Raw genomic sequence first — 23632 nt, forward strand, 5'->3', positions numbered from 1 at the left:
CTACGCGGTGCGCGGGGTCTCGGTGATGAAGCGGGCGAGCCGGGAGATGCCCTCGCGGATGTCCTCTGTGGACAGATTGCTGAAGCCAAGGCGCATCGCGCGGTCCCCGCCACCGTCCACGTGGAACATGCTCATCGGGGCCCAGCTCACCCCGTAGTCACGCGCGCAGCGCTCCATCGCGGCCAGGTCGGCGGTGAACCCGACCTCCAGTACGAGGAAGAAGCCGCCGCGCGGGGTGTTCCAGCGCACGCCGTGCTCGGCGTAGCGCTGTGCGGGGAAGTGCTCGGTCAGGCTGCTGGTCGTCGCCGCCAACCGCTCCAGGTAGGTCCTGGCCAGTTCGCGGGTGGCCGAGCGCAGGTCGTAGTCGTGCTCGACGAGGATGCCGCCGACCACGGCCTGGGCGATGGAGGAGGAGCCCACGCTGATCATGCTCTTGACCTTCGACAGCACGGCGGCCAGCGGGCGGACCCGCCCGTCGGCCTCGGTCACCGGCTGGTCGGCCACCAGGTAGCCGATCCTGGCACCGGGGAAGGCCGACTTGGCGAAGGAGCCGAGGTAGAGCACACAACCCTTGTCGTCCAAGGACTTCAGCGTCGGGAGCTGGTCGCCCTCGGCCGCGAACAGCCCGTAGGGGTTGTCCTCGAGCAGCAGCAGGCCCTCCTCGGCGGCGACCTGGAGCAGCTCGCGCCGTGCCTGCTCGCTGAGCCTGGTCCCGGTCGGGTTGGCGAAGTCCGGCACCAGGTAGCAGGCCACCGGGCGCCCGCCCTCGGCCCGGACCTCGCGGGCCGCCGCCCGCACCGCCTTGGGCTCCAGCCCGTGCGGGCCCTCGTGCACGGCCTTGACCGGGATGTCCAGCGTCTTGGCCGCACCCACGATGCCCACGTAGGTCGGGGACACCGACAGCAGCACGTCCCCCGGCGAGGTGCACAGCCCGCGCAGCGCGATCAGCATCGCCTCCTGTGCGCCGTGCGTCACCATGATCGCCTCGGCGGGCACGTGGATGTCCTCGTCCCGCACCAGCATGCGGGCGATCTCGTCCTGGATGAAGCCGTTGACCGGCCCGTACTGGAACAGCAGCCGCCTGATCCGGCGCTCGGGCACGCCGGTCTCGCGCAGGTGCCGCAGGTAGCGCTCCAGGTGGACCGACAGCCGGGACAGGTCGTGATTGCCGTCGTGCGGTGCGCCCGAGGAGAACGACAGGGCGTCCGGGAACGCCATGGCGGTCTCGCTCAGCAGCCGCATCGAGTCCATGCCGGGGTCGACCACGGCGCCGTGCAGCTCGGCGAGGTCGAACTCGACCCGGCCGCGCACCTCGCTGTCCACAATGGACATACTCATCGTTTTTCTCCTACCCCCCAGAGGAGGCCGTCAGCTGACGGCCGTGGTGAACCAGCTGCCCTTGCCCGGGTTCCACTCGCGGACCAGGGTCTGCGCGACGAGTCCCGCCTGGACGTAGGGCTCGTTGTCGAGCACCTCCTGCAACGCGGCCCGGTCGGGCACGTCGTACACGAGCAGGCCGCCGTTGGCGTCGACCAGCGGACCGGCTCCGCGCAGCACGCCGCGCTCGGTCAGCGAGGCCAGGTACTCGGCGTGCGCCCGGTGCGAAGGCTCGCGGCCCGCGCGGTCCACGTTGTACTGCAACTCCACCACGAACACGGGAGAACCCTCCTGTCTGTTGGCGTGCCCGAAGGTCACATGTAGAGGCCGCCGTTGATGTCGATCACCGAGCCGGTGGTGTACCCGGCGCTGTCCGAGCACAGGTAGAGCACGCTGCCGACCGCCTCCCGCACACTGCCCATGCGCCGCATCGGCAGCTTGGACAGCACGGTCTCGCGCTGCGCGGGGTCGCGCCGCTCCCAGGCGCCCGCGACGCGGGCGGTGGCGATCGGCCCGTGGGCGACCACGTTGGCCACCACCCCGTGCGGTGCCAGCTCGTAGGCGATCTGCTTGGTCATGCCGATGACGGCGGCCTTGGCGGCCACGTAGGCGGCGTTGTTGAAGTGGCTGTAGGTGCGGCCGCCAGCGGAGGCGAAGTTCACGATCCGCCCGTAGCCCGCCTCGGTCATCGCGGGCGCGCAGGCCCTGATGGCGATGAAGGTGCTGACCAGGTTCTCGGTGATCGCGGTGTCGAAGTGCTTGGTGGTCAGGTCGGCGTAGCCGATCACCCTGGTGTCCCCGCCGACCCCGTTGACCAGGACGGACGGCGCGTGCTTCGCGACCACCTCGGCCAACTGCTCGCTCGCGGCGGCGTAGTCGGTGATGTCCCCGACCACGACCTCCACCTTCGTCTTCGCGGACAGCTCCCCGGCCAGCGCGCTGACCGCCTGCTCGTCCCGGTCCAGCAGCACCAGCCCGTGCCCCTGCTCGGCCAGCCCAGCGGCGACCTCGCGCAGGATTCCGCCGGCCGCACCGATGAGCAGCGCAGTTCCGTTCGTCACGTCAGTTCCTCCCAGTGTTGGTTCAGGTCTCGTCCGGGCAGCACACCGATCCCCACGCCGCCGACCGGTCCGGCGAGGTACCGCTCGCGGTCCACGGCATAGGGCGGTTCGGTCAGCGGCACCGGGAACCAGTCGTCCTGCCTGCCGGCCTCGGCGGTGGCCAGGCCCTCGAGCGCGGTGGCCAGCAGCCGGCCCGCGGCCCAGAGCGGGCCGACCTCACCCACCTGGACCCCCAGTTGCACGCCCAGCCCCAGTTCGCGGGCCCGCTGCACGAGCCGCAGGGTCGGGAACAGGCCGCCGCACTTGCTGATCCGTGCGTTGACCGAGTCCACGGCCGACAGCGCGTGGGCGATCTCCAGGTCCGCTGTGTCCACACAGGACTCGTCAAGCATCACGGGAACACCGCCCGCCTCGCGAACCTCCCGCAGCGCGGCCCAGTCCCTGGGGCGCACCGGCTCCTCCAGCCAGCCGACCCGCAGCGGTGCCAGCCTCCGCGCGGCCAGCACCGCCGTGGCACGGTCCCAGTCCCCGTTGGCGTCCACCGAGATGGTGGTGTCCGCCGAGAAGCGCTCCCGCACGGCGGACACGTGCCGCACGCAGGTGTCCAGCAGCTTGGTGGCCTTCAGCTTCACGTGCCTGATCGAGCTGATCGCCCGCTCACCGAGCGCCGAGATGGTCTCGGCCGGGTCCTTGGCCAGGTCCAGCACGCAGCTGACCGGAGCCGGGGAGCCGGTCGGGGCCAGCAGCCGTGCCCCGAGCGGGGTGCTGCGCAGCCCGTCCAGTCCCGATCGGCCGTGCAGCCGGCAGATCAGGTCGAACAGCGCGATCTCCAGCGCCGTGGCGGCAGCCCGTGCCGGTTGCCCGCCACCGACCAACCGGCTCAGGTCCAGCGAGGCGAGTTGGCGCACGGCCGCCTCGAACTCGTTGAGGTCGATGAGCCGGTTCAGCCAGTCCGGGCTGATCCGGCGCAGCGCCTGCTCCGCCGAGGCGACTGTCTCCCCGGTGACGTAGGGCCTCGGTGCGCCCTCGCCCCAGCCGCGCTGCCCACGGGCGGTCACGGTCACCAGCACCGAAGCGGTGTGGTGCCGCGACTTCGCCGCGTGCACGAACGGCCGTGCCATCGGGATCTCGGCCGTGCGGACCAGGATCTGCTCGATCACGGGGTGCGGACCCGTCGGGCCCGGTCGGTCCTGAGCACGACCTCGGCCAGCCAGTCCCAGTAGTCCCGCCGCACCGAGGAGAACTCCACGTAGTGCTGCCGGATCGGGAAGGTGGTCGCGGTGAAGGTCTCGTGCAGGTCGATCAGCACCTTCTCCGCCACCGTCAGGTCGATGATCGGGTCGAGTTCGGTGCGCACGAAGTGGACCTGGGCCCCGCCCGGCGCCCGCCGCCCGGTGTAGAGGTCCTCCAGCCCCACCATCGCCGCCCTGGTGCGCTCGGTGACCTGCCGCAGCATCAGGCGGTCGTTGGCCATGAACTCCAGGTAGCGCGACTCGCTGGTGTAGTCCTCGTCCTCCAGCGCGATCGGTGAGCGCTGCCCGCCGAGCGACTGCCGCAGCCGTACCAGGTCGTCCGGCTTGTGCCGCGCACGCTGCTGGCCCAGCGCCGGGGTGCAGTACACGATCGCGTCCGCACCGGGGTCGGTGCCCGCGGCGAGCGCGGCCACCACGCTGGCGCCGAAGCTCTGCCCCAGCACCGTCAGCGGCAGGCCCTGGGCCAGTTCCCGCGCCGCGGCCAGACCGCGCAGGTAGTCCTGCACGACCACCTCGGCGGTGGGCAGGTCGCCCCGGCCGCCACCGCTGAGCCCGGACCCGCGCCGGTCCAGGGCGTAGGTGGCCACCCCGCGCCGTGCCAGTTCCGGACCGGTCTCGAACAACCAGCCAGCGTGGCTCTGGATCCCGTGCACGTAAAAGAGCACCCCGCGCACGTCCGCGGGATCGGCCGCCGTCCAGCTGTGCAGTGCCAGCGGAGTGCCGTCCCCGGCGGCCAGTTCCGCCACCGAGTGCACGTCCTGTGTCGCTAACATCCTTACCCCCCAAGGGAATCTGTTAACGCTGTGTGTCGGTTCCGAGGTACCGCAGCAGATCGCCGTTGCGCTGGATCCAGTGGTGCTTGAGCTGGGCGGGCGAGGCGCCCTCCAGCCTGCGCCGCTCCTCGACCACGCCGAAGGCCCCGGGCCGCAGCGGCAGCACGGTGATGGGCGTGAGCCGGTCGGTGCGCCGCTTCTCGGCGTACTCGATGTTCAGCTGCTGCAACTGCCGCTCCACGGCGGCGGCGAACTCCGGCGCCGACAGCGGGCAGTCCTGCGGCCACTCGATCGCCAGGGTGTAGCCGGGCGGGGTGGCCCAGACCGGGACCAGGCTGAACAGCGGGCGGCCGCGCCAGTGCTCGCCGAGGCTGAGCCGCACGGCGTTGTACACGTCCTCCTCGGTGAGCTTCTCCCCGGTGAACGAGCTGCCGAACCCGGTGCGCCCGGCGAACTCCAGCCGGGGCACGCCGCCGACCCGGTCGACCACCGTGTACCGGTCGCCGAGGTCGTAGCGGTACAGCCCGTTCGCCTGGCTCATCACGATGTTGTAGGTGCCGCCCACCTCGACGTCGCGGTAGTCCAGGGTCTCCGCGTCCGGTTCCAGGTCGGTGCCCTCCTCACGCTGCCCGACCGGGGCGAACTCGTACAGGCCGAGGTCGATGGCCAGCGGCCCGGCCGAGATGTGCTCGTCCACGGGGATCGTGACGATGCCCTCGGTGCCGGTGGCGCTGAACGGCAACTTGGGGATGCCTGGGGTCACCTCCTCCAGCCAGGGCCGGTACAGCGCTGCCGAGGCGGAGTTCCAGGAGACCACCAGCGACAGGTTCGGCCACAGGTCCCTGAGCCGCAGCGTGCCCCCGTTGGCCTGCCGCGAACGGTCCAGCCGCGCGGCCAGGTCCCGGTCGCGGTCCACGTGCGTCGCCCGCCCGGCCAGCGTGCCGTTGCGGATGTCGGAGATCAGGTCCTCGCCGCGCTCGGCCAGCTGCTCGGCCAGTCCGACGATCTTGGACGGGTTGAGCGCCACGATGATCCGCACGTCGGACCCGGCCAGCAGCCGCAGCTTGCGGTACAGGCCGCTCTTGTAGTCCTCGCCTTCGACGCCCTGGAACCAGCTCTCCTCGTACCAGCTGGGAACCCAGTCGGTGCTGCTGACCGCCGCGGGGCGCTGGGAGATGCTGTAGCTGGGGTAGCCGCCCTCGCTCTGCGAGGAGGTGGACCGCTCCCAGGACAGGTCCAGCACGGCGGTGTCCCGCGCCCGGTCGAAGCCGATGTGCTCGAAGTACAGACCCCACTGCGCGTACAGGGCACGCCCTCGGTAGGCGTTGCGCCAGTGCCGAGTGGTGGGGATCAGCTTCGGCTTGCCGCTGGACCCGGAGGTCTTCAGCAGCGCGTACGGCTCACTCCTGGTCAGCACGTTGGAGTCGCCGTCGAGCAGTTTGTCGATGTAGGGCCGCAGCGCCGGGTAGCAGCGGATCGGCACCGCCTTCTTCCAGTCGCTGAGGCCGCGGACCCTGGCCAGGTCGTGCTTCTTGCCGAAGTAGGTGCCCTCGGCCTGGCCCAGGATGTCCTTGAACACGCGCTCGGGCAGGTCACCCGGTTCGCGGCAGACCGCCCGCTGGCGCTCCAGCGCGGTGCGAGCCCTGCTCAGGAAGGAGTCCGACACCACCGAGGAGTTGGCTTGCTGCCGCTCGGCCCGCCCCCGGTCGGTCTGCTCCAGTTGTTGTGACAGCACTGATGTCTCGGCGTCCACGTCGTTCCATCCCCCACATGGTTGTCCGCGTCGTGCCGGTCAGCCGACCGGCTCGGTCTCGATCTTGATCGCCGCCATCACCTGCTCCGCGCGGTCCAGCGCGTCCTGTGCGCTCTCCCCGGTGGCCACCACGCAGCCCATCAGCCGGTCCCAGTTGGTGTTCACCTCCGGCGCGATGTCGCCGACCTGGAGGCACAGGTTGACCCCGACCTCGGCCTGCCGGATGTGCTCCAGGCCCTTGAGCCCGGTCCAGGCCGGTTCCACCGGGGTGTGGCTGTAGGTCACGCCCAGTTCCTCCAGGCCGGACACGGCGGTCACCCTGCCTGGCTTGGGCGCGAAGAAGATCATCACCGCGCCCCGGCCCGCGTCCAGGTCGGGCGGGGTGAACTCCTCCAGTCCCAGCGGCACCGTCACCTGCACCCTGGACAGGTCCACGCCGTGCGCCCTGCGCACCAGCTCGTCGATGCCGCCGCCGCCGATGCGGCTGTGCGTCTCCAGGATGCGCGGCCCGTTGGCGGTCAGGATGAACTCGGTGTGCGCCGGTCCCTCCCGCAGGCCCACCGCGTCGAGCAGCGCGACCATCTGCTGGCGCATGGCCTCCCGGTCCTCGGCGGAGATCCGGCCGGGCACCACCGAGGCCAGCGGCACCAGGCCGGTGTCGTTCTTGATGTACTCGTCCACCCCGACCGGGAAGTGCTGCCCCGCGACGGTGAACGACTCCATCGTCACCTCGGGCCCGACCAGGTACTCCTCGACCAGCCCTCGGTGGTGCCCCTCCTGGGCGAACAGCGCCCAGGAGGTCGCGGCCTGCTGCCGGTCGCGCACGATGTGCGTGGCCAGGCTGCCGGTGCTGTCGATCGGCTTGAGGATGACCTGGTCGCCGATCTCGGTGAGGAACTCGACCAGTTCCGCCTCGCTGGCCACCTCGCGGCTGCGCACCGGGGTGCCCAGCTCGTCGAGCACCTTCCTGGTGAGCACCTTGTTCTTGATGGTTAGCACGGTCTGGACGCTGTTGCCCTCCAGGCCGAAGCGCTCGCTGGCCACGGCCGCGGCCAGCACCCCGTCCTCACCGGGGGCCAGGACCCGGCTGAACGGGCGCTCCTCGTGCAACGGGCGCAGCACCTCGTACACCGCTTCCGGGTCGGTCACCGGGCAGCAGATGGCCTGGTCGAGGTACTGGGCGACTCTGGTCGGCGGTGCCTCCGGACTGTGCACGAGCACGATCTCGAGGCCGAACTCCTTGGCGTGCCTGGCCATGGCCGTGCGGCTGCCAATGATGGCGATCCGTTTCATCGCACTGCTTTCTGATCAGCGTTGGGCAGGTGTGTGTTCTGCGTGCTGCCGAGGCAGGACGAACCCTCAGGCGGCAGCGGTGTCCTCAGCGGGCACCTGGGCGGGCAGCACCGAGTAACCGGGCAGCTTGGGCAGCAGCGCGAAGCCGATCGCGACGAGCAGGCCGAGCACCATCGTGCCCAGCCACAGCGCGCTGTAGCTGAACTCCCGCGCGGAGACGATGCCCAGCGGGCCGCCCGCGATCAGCCCGAGGTTCCAGGCGAAGAAGAACGAGCCCTGGTAGGTGCTGGTGAGCCTGGCCGGGGCCCGGCGGGCCAGGAAGGTCGCGGCCATCGGCACGTAGACCACCTCGCCGACGGTCCAGATCACCACGGCCACCGCGAACCAACTCATGCCGGTGGCCAGGGCGTTGAGGCCGAAGCCGAGGCCGACCAGCAGGCTGCCCAGCGCCATCGGCGCGCTCTCACCCATGCGGGCGGTCAGCTTGGGCACGAAGGGCAACAGGCCCACCATCAGCACGGCGTTGACCGCGAGCACCAGGCCGATCTGCTCGGGGTTGAGCCCCACCGAGGCCATGTGCAGCGGCAGCGCCGACCCGGCCTGCAGGTAGATGCAGGCGAGCAGGAAGGACAGCAGCAGGTAGGCGAACAGCACCGGGTTGCGGAAGGGCTCCACCACCCCGCGCAGGGCCCGGCCCACCGTCCAGGGCTGGTCCCCGCCGCGCAGCGGCACGGCGATGTCCTTGGGCACCGCGCGCATCAGCAGCAGGTACAGCAGGCTGGAGACCGACCAGGCGATGAACAGCGCCGGCGGGTACGCCGCGAGCAGGAAGCCGGAGAGCACCGGGCCCAGTGAGGCGCCGACGTTGAAGCCCACGTGCAACATGCTGTAGGCGCGGGAGAAGTTCTCCTGGGGCACCAGCGCGGCCACGAGTCCCGCGCCCGCCGGGCGGTGCACAGCGGAGAGGAATCCGCCGATCAGCGCGAACAGCCCGATCAGGTAGATGTTGGTGGAGAAGATCATCGCCACCGAGACCAGCACACAGGCCACCTGCGCACCCATGATGGTGCGCCGGGCGCCGATGATGTCGGCGATCACGCCGCCGACCAGACCGGCCGAGACCACGCCCGCGCCGAACAGTCCGAGCACGACGGGAGTGCTCGACGGGTCCGCGAGCCTGCCCTCCTCCAGGTACAGCACGAGGAATGCGGGAACCAGCAGGCCAATGCGGTTGAGCGTTTGTCCGAGGAAGAGCAGCCAGAACGCCTTGGGCAGCTTCAGCACGTCTGCACCGCTCCTGAGAAAAGGTCGGAGAACGTGTCGGAAATCCTCGGCGGGGCGCAGTCCCGGGTCGCACGTGGAAACATCATGAACCGTTGATCCACTTCTCGGTTGGCGTCGTCGCGAGTTCTCGCGGCGGCCGTCTGCAGGTTCGGGAGGCGGCGGTGTCGTGGACCGCTGCCCTGCCTCAGGTCTAGTCCATCGGGGTCGTTCAGTACCCGTGCGCGATCGCTGAACGACATACTGTGAACAACCGACCGCACTGCTCACTGGGGGGAAGCAGGATGGCAGGTAAGGAACGACCACTGGGCACAGTGGACAACCCGATCGTGAGGTTCGCGTCTGACCTGCGCGAACTCCGGAAGTCCGCGGGCAACCCGGCGTATCGGGAGCTCAGCAGGCGGGCCCACTACTCCACGGGGGCGCTCTCCGACGCCGCCGGAGGGCGGAAACTGCCGAGCCTGGCGGTGACCGTGGCCTACGTTCAGGCGTGTGGCGGGGATCCCACCCGTTGGGAGCAGCGCTGGCACCAGGTATCCGAGGAGATCCGGGCGCAGCGCAGCCTCGAACAGGAGTCGGACGCCACACCGCCCTATGTCGGTCCGGCCGCATTCCGGGTGGAGGACGCGGACCTGTTCTTCGGGCGAGAGGGAATTGTCGACTCCCTGTGCGAGAAGGTCTCAGAAAATCGGCTCGTCGCCGTTGTCGGGCCGTCTGGATCCGGTAAGACCTCACTGCTGCGGGCAGGTCTGGTGCACCGGGCGCGCGCCGCTCGGCTGGACGGGGTGCCCAGCGACCTGGTCGTGGTGCTGGCGCCGGGCTCGCATCCGCTGGAGGAGTGCGCGACCCAGTTGGCGGCGCTGGTGCACCGCTCGCCCAGGGAGGTGCTCACCGAGTTGCGGGCCGACCCCAGGGCGTTGCACCTGACGGCGTTGCACCTGACCGCACTGCAGTTGGCGGCCGACCGCCGGGCCGGGCAGGAGTTGCTGCTGGTGGTCGACCAGTTCGAGGAGCTGTTCAGCCGCTGCCAGGACGCGGACGAGCGCACGCGGTTCCTGCGGCTGCTGTCCGAGGCGGTGCGGGCGGCCAACAGCAGGGTCCGGGTGGTGCTCGGTCTGCGCGGGGACTTCGCCGAGCGGTGTGCCGCCGAGGACCCGGTGCTGTCCGAGGTGCTGCGCGAGCACCAGGTGCGGGTGGGGCCGATGACCGCCGAGGAGATGCGGCTGGCCGTCAGCAAGCCGGCGGGGCAGGTGGGCTGCCGGGTGGAGACCGCGCTGGTGTCCAGGGTGGTCGCCGACGCCGCCGATCGACCCGGTGTGCTGCCCCTGGTCTCGCAGGCGATGGCGCAGACCTGGGGCGGGCGCCGCGGCAACGTGGTGACCCTCGCCGGGTACACGGCCGCGGGCGGCATCGCCGGTGTGGTCACCCGCACCGCTGACGCCGTCTACGCCGAGCTGTCCCCGGACCAGCGGGAGCGTGCGCTGCACCTGCTGCTGCGGCTGGTGGAGTTGGGGCAGGGCGAGTCGAGGGACGGCAAGCGCAGGCTGGGTGCCGCCGAGCTGGACCTGGACCACCCCGAGACCAGTGCGGTGCTGGAGACGCTCGTGCGGGCCCGGCTGGTGACCGCGGACCGGGACGTGCTGGAGGTCTCGCACGAGGCGCTGATCCACTGCTGGCCGTTGCTGCGGCAGCGGTTGGCGGAGGACCGGGCTGCGCTGCGCCTGCACCGCCAGCTCACCGAGTCCAGCGCCGTGTGGGAGTCGCTGGACCGGGACCCGGACGTGCTCTACCGCGGCAACCGGTTGGCCCTGGTGCGTCACCTGGTGGCCAGCCCCGAGACCGTGCTCACCTCGCGGGAGCGGGCCTTCCTGGAGAACAGCGTCGCGGCGTGGGACGCCGAGCGCACGGCCGTCCGCCGCCAGGCCCGGCGGCTGTACCTGCTGATCGGGGCGTTGGTCGCGATGCTGTGCCTGACCACCACGACCAGCGTGCTCACCGTGCGGGCCGAGCAGGCCATCGCCGAGCAGCGCAACTCCGCCCTGGCCGAGAAGGTCGCCCAGGAGGCCGTCGCGCTGCCCGCGGGCGAGCGGGGGCTGGCCGCGCAGCTGAGCCTGGGCGCCTACCGGCTGGCCCCCTCCGCGAAGACCCGCGACGCGCTGGTGAGCACCCTGTCGGTGCAGGTGGTCGGGCATGCCCAGGGTGTCAGTTCGGTGACGTGGCGCGCGGACGGCCGTGTCCTGGCCACTGGCAGCCTGGACCACACGGTCAAGCTGTGGTCGGTCAGCGATCGCCAGCGAGCCACCGTGCTGTCCACCCTCGCCGGGCAGACCGACGTGATCGCCTCGGTGGCGTTCAGCAGGGACGGCCGGTTGCTGGCCACCGGCTGCCGGGACCACAGCGTCCGGCTGTGGGAGGTTGGCGACCCGCGCCACCCCGTCCTGCTCCGCACCCTGACCGGGCACGGCGACCTGGTCTTCTCGATGATGTTCAGCCCGGACGGCCGCACGCTGGCCACCGGCAGCTACGACCACACCGCCAGGTTGTGGGACGTCAGCGATCCGGCGCACGCCACCGAGTTGGCCACGCTGACCGGGCACGCGCTCAACGTCAAGTCGGTGCGTTTCAGCCCGGACGGCCGGACCCTGGCGACCAGCAGTGACGACCACACCGTCAAGTTGTGGGACGTCAGCACCCCGAGACGTCCGGTGGAGCTGTCCTCGCTGGTCGGGCACGGGGACTTCGTGGCCACCGTCGAGTTCAGCCCGGACGGCCGCAGCGTGGCCACCGGCAGTGACGACCACACGGTGAAGTTGTGGGACGTCAGCGACCTGCGCCACCCGTCGCTGCTGTCCACGATCACCGGCCACACCGACGTCGTCGACGCCGTGGCCTTCAGCCCGGTGGGCCACACCCTGGCCTCTGCCAGCAATGACCACACCGTGCGGCTGTGGGACCTCAGTGACCCCGGGCACCCCAGACCGAGCTCCGTACTGATGGGCCACACCGGCACGGTCGAGGCGGTTGCCTTCGCCCCCGACGGGCAGACCCTGGCCTCCGCCAGCGACGACCACACCGTGCGGCTGTGGGAGAGCGACAGCACCCGGTTGGAGGGCACGGTGTGCGCGATCGCGCACCCCACGGTGTCCGCCACCCAGTGGAACCAGTACTTCCCCGGACTGCCCTATCAGCCGCCGTGCCGGTGACAGATCGCGGGCCGAAATCCTTTCCCTGGAAGGAAAAACAGTTTTGGACCTCTAGTTAAGTAGAGGGCAATTGTCAATTAGTTGCGTACCTGTACGTGTTGTGTGCCGGGATTGTCCGACTCCAGGCTGGACCCAAGTGATTCCCTGCCGGAAGGATTGACGATGACCTGGAGGCACAGGCTGTCGGCCGTGGTGCTGGCGGCCGGCTTGGCGGTGACCGGGGCGGCGACGGCCGCCGCGGCGCAGCCGGAGGGCGCCGTGGTGCCCGCGAAACAGCACTTCGGCGATCAGTACATCGTGGTGCTGAAGGACCAGGCCCATGCCCAGCCGTTCGCGGCGGCGGGCGCGCTGGCGCAGCGCTACGGCGGCGAGGTGCGGTCGACGTACTCGGCGACGATCCACGGCTTCTCGGCCAGGCACCTGACGGCCCAACAGGCGCGCAGGCTGGCGGCGGACCCCGCGGTGCGCACGGTCTACGAGGACGGCACGGCCACGGCGCTGGACACCCAGAACAACCCGACCTGGGGCCTGGACCGGATCGACCAGCAGAACCTGCCGCTGGACAAGAAGTACAGCTACGCCAACGGCGGTGAGGGCGCGACGGCGTACGTGATCGACTCGGGCATCAAGAAGGACAACCCGGAGTTCGGGGGCCGGGCCAGCGTGGGCGCGGACTTCATCAACGACGGGCACAACGGCGAGGACTGCTTCGGGCACGGCAACCACGTGTCGGGCACGATCGCGAGCAAGACCTACGGGGTGGCGAAGAAGACCAAGGTGGTCATGCTGCGCGCACTCGGGGTGAACTGCGGCAACACCGGTCCCGACTCGGCGGCGGTGGACGCCATGGACTGGGTGACCAAGAACGGCGTGAAGCCGGGCGTGGTGAACATGAGCCTGGGCATGGACCAGGTCGGTGTCGGCGACGAGGCGCTGAAGAAGTCGGTGGCGGCCGGCTTCAACTACGCGGTGGCCGCGGGCAACGACAACAAGGACGGCTGCCAGGTCAGCCCGGGGCGGGTGCCGGAGGCGATCACGGTGGGCGCCACCGGGAGCGGCGACGGGCGGGCGAGTTACTCCAACTACGGCAGTTGCCTGGACCTGTTCGCGCCCGGGGACAACGTGACCTCCCTGGGGTTGCAGGACGGCAGCACCTCGAACATGAGCGGTACCTCGATGGCGACCCCGCACGTGGCGGGCGCTGTGGTCCTGTACCTGACGGCCAACCCGAACGCGACCCCGCAGCAGGTCCGTGACGCCCTGGTGGACAACGCGACCAGCGGGGTGGTGGGCAATCCGGGTTCGGGCTCGCCGAACAAGTTGCTGTACACCGGGTTCATCGGCGGACCGCAGCCGCCGGACGGCAAGTTCGCGATCAGCGTGGACCCCGCGACGGCCAAGGTCGCGCCGGGGGAGACGGCCACGGCCACGGTCAGCAGCACGGCGGGCAACCAGGGCGCCGAGAAGGTGGACCTGACCGTGGCGGGGGCTCCGGAGGGCGCGAAGACGAGCTTCGACCCGGCCAGCATCAACACCGGGCAGAACGCGAAGCTGGCGGTGCGGACGGGAACCGGCACGGCCAAGGGGGACTACCGGCTGACGATCACGGCGACCGCGGCGGGCGGCACGCAGAAGACGGCGGTCCTCACGCTCACCGTGGCCGATCCGGCACCTCCGGCCGGTGAGGTGAAGGTGGCGCTCTCGCCGGGCAGCGGCAGTGCGCGGGCGGGCAACTTCGTGTCGGTCACGGTGACGGCCAGCGGCGGCACGGGCAGCCTGACCCTGGACGCGAGCGGGGTGCAGTTCAAGCCCTGGTTCAACCCGCAGTCGGTGAGCAGCGGCGGCAGCTCGACCATGCAGGTGCTGGCGCCGTTCGCCGCGGGCACGTACAAGATCACCGTGACGGCCACGGACAGCGCGGGCAAGACCGGCAGCGCGGACTACACGCTGACGGTCAGCTGAGCGGCGGGGGCCGTGCACCACACCGGGTGCACGGCCCCCGACTGCGGCTCAGACCTTGGCGGTGGCCAGGCTGGGCAGCTTGTTGACGGCGAAGCTGCGGCGCAGGTAGCACCACCAGGTCACGGCGAAGCACACGGCGTAGAAGGCGATGAACCCGTAGAAGGCGTTGTCGGCGACCTTGGTGGCGGCCACCGAGCTGGCGATGATCCGGGTGACGAAGAAGCCGCCGAAAGCGCCGATGGCCGAGGCGATGCCGATCGCGGCGGCCGACTCGCGCTTGGCGCGGCGCACCGCCTCGGTGAGGTCCACGCCCTCGGCGGTCTCCCGCCTGGCCTGCGCGGCGAAGATCGCCGGGATCATGCGGTACGTGGAGCCGTTGCCCACCCCGGTGGTCACGAACAGCACCAGGAACGCGCCGAAGAACAGGGGGAAGTTGCCGGTGCGCTCACCGGTGACCACCACGACGGCGGCCAGGCCCATCACCACGAAGTTCCACAGCGTGACGCGGCTGCCGCCGATCCGGTCGGACAGCCAGCCGCCGATCGGCCGGGCCAGCGAGCCGACCAGCGCGCCCAGCCAGGCGAAGTAGGTGCCCTGCACGGTGGGGAACTGGGTCTTGATCAGCAGCGGCAGCGCGGCGGAGAAGCCGATGAACGAGCCGAAGGTGCCGATGTAGAGGAAGGACATGATCCAGGTCTGGCTGCGCTTGACCGCGGCGGCCTGTGCCGGGAAGTCCGACCTGGCCTCGGACAGGTTGTTCATGAAGAAGGCGGCGCAGATCGCGGCGGCCACCGCGAAGGGCATGTAGAACAGGCCCGCGTAGGCCAGGTTCTTGCCGGTGCCCAGGGAGATCACCACGGGGATGATCAGCTGCACCACGGCGGCGCCGAGGTTGCCGCCCGCCGCGTTGAGGCCCAGCGCGAAGCCCTTGCGCTTGTCCGGGTAGAAGAAGGAGATGTTGGTCATCGAGGAGGCGAAGTTGCCGCCGCCCAGACCGGCGGTGGCCGCGGCCAGCAGGAAGAACCCGAAGCTGGCGTGGGAGGTCACGGCCACGGTCAGCAGGGCGCAGGGCACCAGCAGCAGCACCGAACTGATGATCGTCCAGTTGCGACCGCCGAAGCGGGGCACCGCGAAGGTGTAGGGCAGCCGCATCGTGGCGCCGACCAGGTTGGGCAGCGCGGTCAGCCAGAACAGCTGGTCCACGGAGAAGGTGAAGCCCGCGGAGGGCAGCGAGAGCACCACCACGCTCCAGATCGACCAGAGCGAGAAGCCGATGTGCTCGGAGAAGATGGAGAAGATCAGGTTGCGGGTGGCGATGCGCCTGCCGGTCGCCGCCCAGAAACCCTCGTCCTCGGGATCCCACTTCTGGATCCAGCTCCGGCCGCTGCGCGCCTGGTCGGGGGTCGTGACTTCGTCGACTCGACTCTGCGTGGTCATGTCAGGTTGCTGCCCAACTTCTCGGGTTCTCTGCGGGGGTGGGGGTCTGGTCGGTGAGCCACTCGCACAGGGAACCGACGGCGGCCTTGCAGCCGCCGCAGCCGGTGCTCGCGCGGGTCGCGGTGACCAGGTCTTCGACGCTGCGTGCCCCGGACCGCCATGCGGTGACCAGGCGTCCCTTGTCCACGGTGTTGCAGCGGCAGATCAGCGTCGAGGCGGGGAGCGCGGCGGGGTCTGCCTCGACGCCGGCGGACTCGACGCCGCTGGGCAAGGCACGCCCCAGCAGCAGAGCCATCCGGTCGGTGGGTGCGGGAATCCCGCGGTCGTGCAGTTGGGTGATCGTGGCGGCGGCGTCCGGCGAGCCGAGCACGATCGCCCCGGTGACCAGGTCGTCCCGCAGCACGATCTTGGCGTAGCGACCGCGTGCCGGGTCCTCCAGGCGCACGACCTCGGCGTCGGTGCAGTCGGTGTCCACGTGCACCTCGCCCATGGTGGCCAGGTCGATGCCACGGGTCTTCAGCCTGGTCACGACCTGCGTGCCCAGGTAGCGGGAGCTCGGTTCGGCCCCGGTGAGCAGGTCGGCGAGCACCGCGGCCTGCTCCCACGCGGGCTGCACGAGCCCGCTCACGGTGCCGGGGTGGCGTGCGCAGTCGCCGATGGCCCGCACGTGCGGGTCGCTGGTGCGCAGCTCGTCGTCGATCAGCACGCCGCGTTCCACGTCCAGCCCGGCGGCCGAGGCCAGTTCGCTGGCTGGGCGGGTGCCCGCCGAGACGACCACCAGTCCAGCCTCCACAGTGGACCCGTCGTCCAGCTCAAGTCCCTTGCCCACCGAGTACTTCGCGGCGGTGCGGCCCAGGCGGAACTCGATGCCGGTGTCCCGCAGCACGCGGGCGAGCACGGCGCCGGCCTGCGGGTCGAGCTGGCGCTCCATCAGGTGGCCGACCTGGTGCACCACCGTCACCGGGTTGCCCCGGCCGGTCAGCCCGCGCGCGGCCTCCAGGCCGAGCAGGCCACCGCCGATCACGGCCACGGGCGTGCCCACCGGCGCCGAGTCGAGGATCTGCCGACAGTCGTTGAGGTCCCGGAACGCCACCACGCCCTCGGCCAGCGAGCCCCGGTCGTCGAGCAGGCCCTGCACGGGAGGGATCCACGGCGTGCTGCCGGTGGCCAGCACCAGGTCGTCGTAGTCCACAGTGGACCCGCCGGTGAGCCGCACCTGGCGGCTGCCGGTGTCCAGGCCGATCGCCGACACGCCCAGCCGCAGGTCCACCGCGTTGCGCTCGGCCCAATCCCGTTGGTGCAGCAGCACGTCCTCGATGCCCATGGACCCGGCGACCACATTGGACAGCAGGATCCGGTTGTAGCCGGGGTGCGGCTCGGCACCGACCATGGTCACCGAGACCTGCCTGCCGGTGGGGTCGTGCCGCCGGATCTGGTCGGCCAGGCGGGCCCCGGCCATGCCGTACCCGATGATCGCGACCCGCCGAGGAGTCATGCTGGCAATGCCTCCGCATCCGCAGGCGCGAGCCGGACGGCGCACACCTTGAACTCCGGCATCCGGCTGGTGGGGTCCAGCGCGGGGTTGGTGATCAGGTTGGCCCGCTCCGAGCCGGGGAAGTGGAACGGCAGGAACACGGTGTCCAGGCGCATCGAGGGCAGGCAGCGCACCCGGGCGAGGACCTGGCCCCGCCGGGAGGTCACGGCCGCCCACTGTCCATCGTGGACACCGGCCCGGCGTGCGGTGTCCGGGTGCACCTCGACGAACGCCTCGGGCTGCGCTGCGAGCAGTTCCGGCACGCGCCGGGTCTGCGCCCCGGACTGGTAGTGCTGCAACACGCGCCCGGTGGTGGCGTAGAGCGGGAACTCGGCGTCCGGCGGCTCGGCCGGACCGGTGTGGTCCACCGGCTGGAAGCGGGCGAGGCCGTCGGGGTGCGCGAAGCGGTCCAGGAAGGCCCGCGGCGTGCCGGGGTGGTCCACCCCGGGCACCGGCCAGTGCAGCGCCTCGCCAGCGCGCAACCGGTCGTAGCTGATCCCGGAGTAGTCGGCGATGCCGCCAGCCGAGGCGCGGCGCAGTTCCTCGAAGACCTCCTCGGCCTCGGTCTGGAACCGCTGCGCGGGTTGGCCGAGCCGGATTGCCAAGCCCTGCAACAGCTCCAGGTCCGAGCGCACGCCATGCGGTGCGCTCAGCGCGCGCTGGCGCAGCAGGACCCGGCCCTCCAGGCTGGTCATCGTGCCGTCCTCCTCGGCCCACTGGGTGACCGGGAAGACCACGTCGGCGGCGGCGGCGGTCTCGGAGAGCACGAAGTCGGCCACCACCAACAGTTCCAGCGCGTCCAACCGGGCGGCGACGTGCCCGGCGCGCGGGGCGGAGACGACCAGGTTGCTGCCGAAGACGAGCAGCGCGCGGGGGCCGGTCCCGGTGCCCAGCGCGTCGAGCAGTTCGTACGCGGAGCGGCCGGGGCCCGGCAGCGAGTCGGGGTCCACGCCCCAGACCCCGGCCACGTGGGCGCGGGCCGCCGGGTCGTCGATCTTGCGGTAGCCCGGCAGCTGGTCGGCCTTCTGGCCGTGCTCCCGGCCGCCCTGCCCGTTGCCCTGGCCGGTCAGGCAGCCGTAGCCCGAACCGGGCCGACCGGGCAGGCCCAGCGCCAGGCACAGGTTGATCCAGGCCGACACGGTGGCGACCCCGCTGGCGTGCTGCTCGGTGCCCCGCGCGGTGAGCACGTAGGCGTTGCGCGCTCGGGCCAGCAGCCGAACGGCCGCGCGCTGGTCCGCCGCGGCGACCCCGGTGACCCGCTCGACGCGTTCTGGCCACCAGGCGGCGGCGATGCGCCACACCTGGTCGAAGCCGCTTGTCCGGTCGGCGAGGTAGCGGTGGTCCAGGTGGCCGTCGGCGACCACCGCGTGCAGCATGCCCAGCGCCAGCGCCAGGTCGGTGCCGGGCGCGGGCTGAAGGTGCAGTGAGGCCTGCTCGGCGGTGGGCGTGCGCCGGGGGTCGATCACGATCAGGCCGCCGGACCGCGCGGCGGGCAGTACGTGCCGCATGAACGGCGGCATGGTCTCGGCCACGTTCGCGCCGATCAGCAGCACGGCGTCGGCCTGCGCCACGTCGCTGACGGGGAAGGGCATGCCGCGGTCCATGCCGAACGCCTTGATGCCCGCGGCCGCTGCCGAGGACATGCAGAAGCGCCCGTTGTAGTCCACCTGCGAAGTGCCGAGGGCCACTCGGGCGAATTTGCCGAGTTGGTAGGCCTTCTCATTGGTGAGGCCGCCGCCGCCGAACACGCCGACCGAGTCCGCCCCGTGCTGTTCGCGCAGTTCGGCGAGCCTGCTAGCGACGTGGTCCAGCGCGGTGTCCCAGCTCACCGGGCGCAGCGGGGCGTCCCGGTGCTCGCGCAGCAGCGGGGTGGTCACTCTTCCTGCCGAGGTGAGCAGAGTTGCCGAGGTCCAGCCCTTCTGGCACATCCCGCCACGGTTGGTCGGAAATTCCCGGGGGGCCACGGAAACGCCCGCTTCGGCGGTGCGGACTTCCATGCCGCACTGTAGTGCGCAGTAGGGACAGTGCGTGTCGGTGCTCGTGCGAGTCAGGGCAGCCGGTACCGGCATGATCCACCTCCGACTTTCCCCAGTGGCACCGCGGAGCGGTGCGTTACGGGGATCGTTTCCAGCCGCTATTTGCGTTACACAGCCTAGGAAACCGACGCGCGCCGAACCGTAAAAAGCGTGTAATAAGTCCGTTCCATGCCGCTCCCAGTGTGATTCCGCTCGCTGTGCGGTCCCCGGGGGATGGAACACGTTGGGCAAGCTAGCAGTTGTCCCGGAGGCGTGCAATCCGTACTTGCCCTAGGGTAATGAAAAGGTTTTCTAAGGCGTCTGGCCGTGCCTCTTCGTCACCGTGTCCCACTCGGTGAAGTGTTTATGAATGTTGCGCCGCGCTTGCGCCCGGTCTGCTGAGCTGCCGTTTTGCCTGCGACTGGGGCTGGATGGGATCATGATGGTTGCGAGGTCACGCATCGTGACGGTGATCGGGATCCGCTAGCCCGTTCGTCCTATTGACACGGTGGTTCGGTTGTGAAATCTTGCTCGTGCCTGAAACGGTTCCGGAGCTAAAGGGCCGGGGTTTCACACTGGGGATGTACCGGCGTATTCGCAATGTCGCGTGAACGCCGTATTAACCGCGGACCCTCGGGGTCGGGTCGCGCGCGGTGAGCAAGCGGAGGAGCAAGTGGTGAGCGCACGTCACCGATCGTCGTTGCCCGGCGGTGACGGGGACATCGACCCTCGGTACCCCGACCGCACTCCGCCTGGACTGCTGGGGCGGATGACCAGTCCCCGTACGATCCGCGGCCGACTGGCCCGGATCCTGCTCGTCTCCCTGCTGCTCGTGCTGACCCTGCTCGGCCTGACCATCGTCGGCGAGGTGCGGTCCTACCTGGACTCCGGCGACACGGTGCGCTCGGTCTCCCTGGCGCTGACCGTGCAGGACCTGGTACACGAGACCCAGCGGGAACGCGGTCTGACCAACGGCCTGCTCGGCGGTGAGACCCGGTTCACCCAGCTCGTGGCCACCCAGCGCACCAACACCGACCACGCGGTGCTCGCCCTCACCAACGCCGTGGCCAACGGTGGGGCGCCCGGTGCGGACTCGGTGCGCAACGCCATGACCAAGCTCTCCGGCCTCAACGGGGTGCGCGACGGCGTGGACGCCCACCGGGCCGACCGCACCGCGACCTTCCAGTTCTACACCGACGTGATCACCGGGCTGAACCAGCTGCGGCTGGGGCTGGACCAGGCCCAGGACCCGCTGATGCGGCACGGTTTGCAGGCGCTGTACGCCCTCGGTGACGCCAAGGAGGCCACCGGCCAGGAGCGAGGATTCCTCAACGGTGTGTTCGCCGCCGACAGGTTCGGCGCGGGCGAGTACGTGCACTTCACCGAGATCCGGGCGAACAAGGTCGCGGGCATCACCGCCTTCCAGCGCGAGGCCACCCAGGAGCAGCGGGCCCTGCTGGACGCCGCGCTGCGCACCGACAACGCGAGCAAGGCCGCCGCCGCGGAGACCATCGCGATCTCCTCCACCAAGGGGCCGATCGAGCCGCAGGTGGACCCGGTCGCCTGGTGGGCGCAGATGACCTCGGTGATCGACGAGGAGCGCAAGGTCCAGCAGGCCGTCGGCGCCGACGTGCAGCAGCGGGCCGTGGCCCTGCAGGGCGAGGCCGCCTGGGCGCTGGGCGGCTTCCTGGTCCTCGCCCTTTTGGCCGTGGCCGCCGAGTTCCTGCTGGTGATCGGCGCCATGCGCTCGATCGTGCGCCCGCTGGCCGCGCTGTCCAACGAGGCCAACGACGTGGCCGTGCGCAGGCTGCCCGCCGCGGTGGCCGCCTGGCACGCCCCCGGGGACGTGGACCCGGCCCCGCCGGAGCCGGTGCGCACCCCGGACAAGGCCGGTCTGGAGATCGCCTCCGTGGCCGACGCGCTCAACCGCGTGCAGAGCACTGCCTTCGAGCTGGCCTCCGAGCAGGCCCTGTTGCGCAGGAACACCTCCGAGTCCCTGGCCAACCTCGGCCGCCGCAACCAGAACCTGGTGCGCAGGCAGCTGGGCTTCATCAGCGAGTTCGAGCAGGAGGAGCTGGACCCCTCGGCCCTGTCCAACCTGTTCGAGCTGGACCACCTGGCCACCCGCATGCGCCGCAACGCGGAGAGCCTGCTGGTGCTCGTCGGCGAGGCCAGCCCGCGCCGCTGGGCCGAGCCGCTCTCGCTCAGCGACGTGATCCGCGCCGGTCTGTCCGAGGTGGAGGACTACCGCCGGGTCGCGCTGCGCAGGGTGGACGAGGCGTGGATCGCGGGCTCGGTGGTCAGCGAGCTGGCGCACATGCTGGCCGAGCTGATCGAGAACGGGCTCGCCTTCTCCCCGCCCGACCTCGAGGTGGAGATCTACGGCCGCAGGCTGGGTGCGCGCTACATGCTCGCCGTGGTGGACCACGGCGTTGGCATGTCCAAGGAGCAGTTGGCCAAGGCCAACGCCCGCCTGCGCGGGGAAGAGGACTTCATCGTCGCGCCGACCCGCTTCCTCGGCCACTACGTGGTCGGCCGCCTGGCGCAGCGCCTGGGCATCGAGGTGGAGCTGACCGTGTCCCCGGTCAGCGGCATCGTGGCCAGGCTGCTGCTGCCCGCCGAGATGCTGGTGGACGAGAAGGACAAGCGCCGCCCGCAGCCGCCCAGGCCCGAACTGTCCGCACCAGCACAGCACGCGCAGATCGAGCCGCCGGTGCCCGCGGCGCCGCCGAAGCCCGTTGTCGCGCAACACGAGGAGGAGATCCAGTGGCCGCGAGACGACGTGCCCGCCATCGAGTCCTCACAGCCCGGCGTGCGCAGCCGGATGCAGCGCATCACGCAGGAGCGCACGGTGTCCGAGCCCGCGCGGCCTAAACCCGAACCGGCCAAACCCGCGCCCGCCGCCGCGCCCGAGCCCGCGCCCGCGGAGGAGAAGGTGCCGGTCCAGCGGTCCTCGGCGGCAGGCGAGCGCACCCGCAACGGGCTGGTCAAGCGCACGCGGCGTACCGAGGAGGCACGGCCCTCGGCGCCGAGCCGCCCGCCCTCGGCGCCCGCACCGTCCATAGTGGAGCGTTCGCCGGAGGAGGTCCGCAGCATGCTGTCCAGCTTCCGCTCGGGCCACCAGCGCGGCGAGCGGGGTCCCCTGCCGAGCAAGGCCGACAAGCCAGCCTTCGTCAACAGCACTGCACCACAGGAGGACCAGCGGTGACCGCCGATCTCCAGCACGCCGACCCGCACACCTTCAACTGGCTGCTGGCCAACTTCGTGCGCGGCACGGACGGGGTGCGCGACGCCGTCGCCGTCTCCTCGGACGGCCTGCTCATCGCGATGTCGGAGGGTCTGGACCGGACCTCCGCCGACCGGCTGGCCGCACTGGTGTCCGGACTGTCCAGCCTGGCCAAGAGCGCCGCGCGTAACTACGAGTTCGACGGGCTCAAGCTGATCATGATCGAGATGAAGCGGGGCTTCCTGCTCGTCTCGGCCATCGACGACGGCAGCTGCGTGGGCGTGATCGCCGACTCGCGGTGCGACATCGGCCTGGTGGGCTACGAGATCGCCGTGCTGGCCGACCGGGCGGGCGCGCTGCTCACACCCGCGCTGATCTCCGAGCTCAGAGAGTCCCTGCGCCGATGAGGGACCACACCGCGCCCCGACTCCCGGACCCCAGGATGATCCCGGTCAGCCAGGCCAACTCGTGGTTCGGCACCGAGCCGGCGGGCCTGCCCGCCGAGCCGGCCAGCAGCGCGGAGACGCGCGCCGACGAGGTCCTGGTGCGCCCGTTCATCATGACCGGGGGGCGCACCACCCCGCTGGCCGACGACCTGCGCATCGAGACCCTCGTGGTGGCGACCCCCGCGTCGCTGTCCGCCCCGTTGCGGTTCGAGCAGCGCACGGTGGTGCAGCTGTGCCAGCGACCCCACTCACTCGCCGAGATCGGCGCCGCGCTGGGCGTGCCGCTGGGTGTGGTCAGGGTCCTGGTCGGTGACCTGGTCTCCGCGGGCCACGTGGCCGTGCGCGAATCGTCCGCCGACCAGCTTCCGGTCTCCGTCATCGAGAGGATCAGGGACCTTGTACGGGCGCTCTGAACAGCAGGCCGCACCGCCCAAGCCGGTGGCCTCGTCGGTCAAGATCGTCATCAGCGGCGGTTTCGGCGTCGGCAAGACCACCTTCATCGGCGCGATCTCCGAGATCGAACCGCTGGTCACCGAGGCCGCGATGACCGAGGTCGCGGTCGGGGTCGACGACCCTGGCAAGCGCGCGGAGAAGACGACCACCACGGTGGCACTGGACTTCGGCCGCATCACCCTGGACCAGACGCTGATCCTGTACCTGTTCGGCACCCCGGGGCAGGACCGGTTCGTGTTCATGTGGGACGACCTGGTCGAGGGCGCGCTCGGTGCGGTGATCATGGTGGACACCAGCCGCATCGAGGACTGCTACCCGGTGCTGGAGTACTTCGAGCAGCGGGACACCCCGTTCATCGTGGCGGTCAACCACTTCTCCGACGGGCAGCGCTTCGAGCTCGAGGAGGTGCGCGAGGCGCTGGACATCGACGAGTCGATCCCGCTGGTCGACTGCGATGCCCGCGACCGCGAGTCGGTCAAGGAAGTGCTGGTCGCGGTGATCGAGCAGGTGCTGCTGCAACGCCTGACAGCCCCGCCGCAGGTCGGCGCGCGAAGCTAGGCGGACG

At 70.8% G+C, this 23632-nt stretch carries 17 protein-coding genes; 6 read left to right on the forward strand and 11 right to left on the reverse strand.

Annotation, left to right across the window (positions count from 1 at the left end):
* The 8 genes from KALB_RS08655 to KALB_RS08690 form a co-directional block, all read right to left on the reverse strand.
* A complete protein-coding gene (locus tag KALB_RS08655; protein ID WP_236650206.1) occupies positions 1-1338 on the reverse strand; it encodes an aminotransferase-like domain-containing protein in 1338 nt (445 codons plus the stop codon).
* 30 nt (positions 1339-1368) lie between these two features.
* Complete coding sequence (locus KALB_RS08660; RefSeq protein ID WP_030110880.1) at positions 1369-1656, reverse strand: YciI family protein; 288 nt, start codon at positions 1654-1656, stop codon at positions 1369-1371.
* A 35-nt stretch (positions 1657-1691) separates the two neighbouring features.
* Positions 1692-2438 (reverse strand): SDR family oxidoreductase, encoded by a 747-nt coding sequence (locus KALB_RS08665; protein ID WP_025355330.1) that lies wholly within the window; start codon positions 2436-2438, stop codon positions 1692-1694.
* The gene (locus tag KALB_RS08670; protein WP_025355331.1) at positions 2435-3598 is read right to left on the reverse strand and encodes an enolase C-terminal domain-like protein; all 1164 of its coding nucleotides are present in this window, start codon (positions 3596-3598) and stop codon (positions 2435-2437) included. Before KALB_RS08670 ends, KALB_RS08665 begins: the two co-directional genes overlap by 4 nt.
* Positions 3595-4464, reverse strand: a complete 870-nt coding sequence (locus KALB_RS08675) for an alpha/beta hydrolase (RefSeq protein WP_042220295.1) — start codon at positions 4462-4464, stop codon at positions 3595-3597. The genes KALB_RS08670 and KALB_RS08675 overlap by 4 nt, the downstream gene beginning before the upstream one ends.
* Before the next feature lie 22 nt (positions 4465-4486).
* Positions 4487-6217 (reverse strand): GH3 auxin-responsive promoter family protein, encoded by a 1731-nt coding sequence (locus tag KALB_RS08680; RefSeq protein WP_201771894.1) that lies wholly within the window; start codon positions 6215-6217, stop codon positions 4487-4489.
* Positions 6218-6256: 39 nt separating this feature from the next.
* Positions 6257-7510 (reverse strand): ATP-grasp domain-containing protein, encoded by a 1254-nt coding sequence (locus tag KALB_RS08685; protein ID WP_025355334.1) that lies wholly within the window; start codon positions 7508-7510, stop codon positions 6257-6259.
* 66 nt (positions 7511-7576) lie between these two features.
* Positions 7577-8794, reverse strand: a complete 1218-nt coding sequence (locus tag KALB_RS08690) for an MFS transporter (protein ID WP_025355335.1) — start codon at positions 8792-8794, stop codon at positions 7577-7579.
* Positions 8795-9120: 326 nt separating this feature from the next.
* On the opposite strand from KALB_RS08690, the gene KALB_RS08695 reads away from it, so the two are divergent.
* The gene (locus tag KALB_RS08695) at positions 9121-11994 is read left to right on the forward strand and encodes an nSTAND1 domain-containing NTPase (RefSeq protein WP_158510727.1); all 2874 of its coding nucleotides are present in this window, start codon (positions 9121-9123) and stop codon (positions 11992-11994) included.
* Positions 11995-12156: 162 nt separating this feature from the next.
* Positions 12157-13956 carry a S8 family serine peptidase gene (locus tag KALB_RS08700; protein ID WP_025355336.1) on the forward strand — a complete coding sequence of 600 codons (1800 nt, stop codon included), beginning with the start codon at positions 12157-12159 and terminating at the stop codon, positions 13954-13956.
* Positions 13957-14004: 48 nt separating this feature from the next.
* Here the strand turns inward: KALB_RS08700 and KALB_RS08705 are convergent, their stop codons facing one another.
* Genes KALB_RS08705 through KALB_RS08715 form a run of 3 tightly spaced genes read right to left on the reverse strand, consistent with a single transcriptional unit; the run spans position 14005 to position 18996 of the window.
* On the reverse strand, positions 14005-15393 hold the full coding sequence (locus tag KALB_RS08705; RefSeq protein ID WP_025355337.1) for an MFS transporter: 1389 nt from the start codon (positions 15391-15393) through the stop codon (positions 14005-14007).
* 1 nt (position 15394) lies between these two features.
* Positions 15395-16888 (reverse strand): FAD-dependent oxidoreductase, encoded by a 1494-nt coding sequence (locus KALB_RS08710; RefSeq protein WP_025355338.1) that lies wholly within the window; start codon positions 16886-16888, stop codon positions 15395-15397.
* A complete protein-coding gene (locus KALB_RS08715) occupies positions 16885-18996 on the reverse strand; it encodes a molybdopterin oxidoreductase family protein (protein WP_025355339.1) in 2112 nt (703 codons plus the stop codon). The genes KALB_RS08710 and KALB_RS08715 overlap by 4 nt, the downstream gene beginning before the upstream one ends.
* Before the next feature lie 715 nt (positions 18997-19711).
* On the opposite strand from KALB_RS08715, the gene KALB_RS08720 reads away from it, so the two are divergent.
* From KALB_RS08720 to KALB_RS08735, 4 genes are read left to right on the forward strand one after another with little or no spacing between them, the layout of a single operon-like run.
* Positions 19712-22150, forward strand: coding sequence for a sensor histidine kinase (locus KALB_RS08720; RefSeq protein WP_025355340.1), 2439 nt, complete (start codon positions 19712-19714; stop codon positions 22148-22150).
* Positions 22147-22575, forward strand: a complete 429-nt coding sequence (locus KALB_RS08725) for a roadblock/LC7 domain-containing protein (RefSeq protein WP_025355341.1) — start codon at positions 22147-22149, stop codon at positions 22573-22575. The genes KALB_RS08720 and KALB_RS08725 overlap by 4 nt, the downstream gene beginning before the upstream one ends.
* Complete coding sequence (locus tag KALB_RS08730) at positions 22572-23027, forward strand: DUF742 domain-containing protein (RefSeq protein WP_025355342.1); 456 nt, start codon at positions 22572-22574, stop codon at positions 23025-23027. The genes KALB_RS08725 and KALB_RS08730 overlap by 4 nt, the downstream gene beginning before the upstream one ends.
* Positions 23011-23625, forward strand: a complete 615-nt coding sequence (locus tag KALB_RS08735; protein WP_042220296.1) for a GTP-binding protein — start codon at positions 23011-23013, stop codon at positions 23623-23625. Before KALB_RS08730 ends, KALB_RS08735 begins: the two co-directional genes overlap by 17 nt.
* Positions 23626-23632 lie beyond the last annotated feature (7 nt).

This window comes from Kutzneria viridogrisea DSM 43870, assembly GCF_000525635.1.
In the GTDB taxonomy this organism is placed as follows: Bacteria; Actinomycetota; Actinomycetes; order Mycobacteriales; family Pseudonocardiaceae; genus Kutzneria; species Kutzneria viridogrisea.

What these genes read in the sequence shown, in the direction of transcription:
- KALB_RS08655 (WP_236650206.1), bottom strand. Translation starts at nt 1,338, where the DNA reads ATGAGTATGTCCATTGTGGACAGCGAGGTGCGCGGCCGGGTCGAGTTC.
- KALB_RS08675 (WP_042220295.1), bottom strand. Translation starts at nt 4,464, where the DNA reads ATGTTAGCGACACAGGACGTGCACTCGGTGGCGGAACTGGCCGCCGGG.
- KALB_RS08685 (WP_025355334.1), bottom strand. Translation starts at nt 7,510, where the DNA reads ATGAAACGGATCGCCATCATTGGCAGCCGCACGGCCATGGCCAGGCAC.
- KALB_RS08700 (WP_025355336.1), top strand. Translation starts at nt 12,157, where the DNA reads ATGACCTGGAGGCACAGGCTGTCGGCCGTGGTGCTGGCGGCCGGCTTG.
- KALB_RS08705 (WP_025355337.1), bottom strand. Translation starts at nt 15,393, where the DNA reads ATGACCACGCAGAGTCGAGTCGACGAAGTCACGACCCCCGACCAGGCG.
- KALB_RS08710 (WP_025355338.1), bottom strand. Translation starts at nt 16,888, where the DNA reads ATGACTCCTCGGCGGGTCGCGATCATCGGGTACGGCATGGCCGGGGCC.
- KALB_RS08715 (WP_025355339.1), bottom strand. Translation starts at nt 18,996, where the DNA reads ATGCCGGTACCGGCTGCCCTGACTCGCACGAGCACCGACACGCACTGT.
- KALB_RS08720 (WP_025355340.1), top strand. Translation starts at nt 19,712, where the DNA reads ATGACCAGTCCCCGTACGATCCGCGGCCGACTGGCCCGGATCCTGCTC.
- KALB_RS08730 (WP_025355342.1), top strand. Translation starts at nt 22,572, where the DNA reads ATGAGGGACCACACCGCGCCCCGACTCCCGGACCCCAGGATGATCCCG.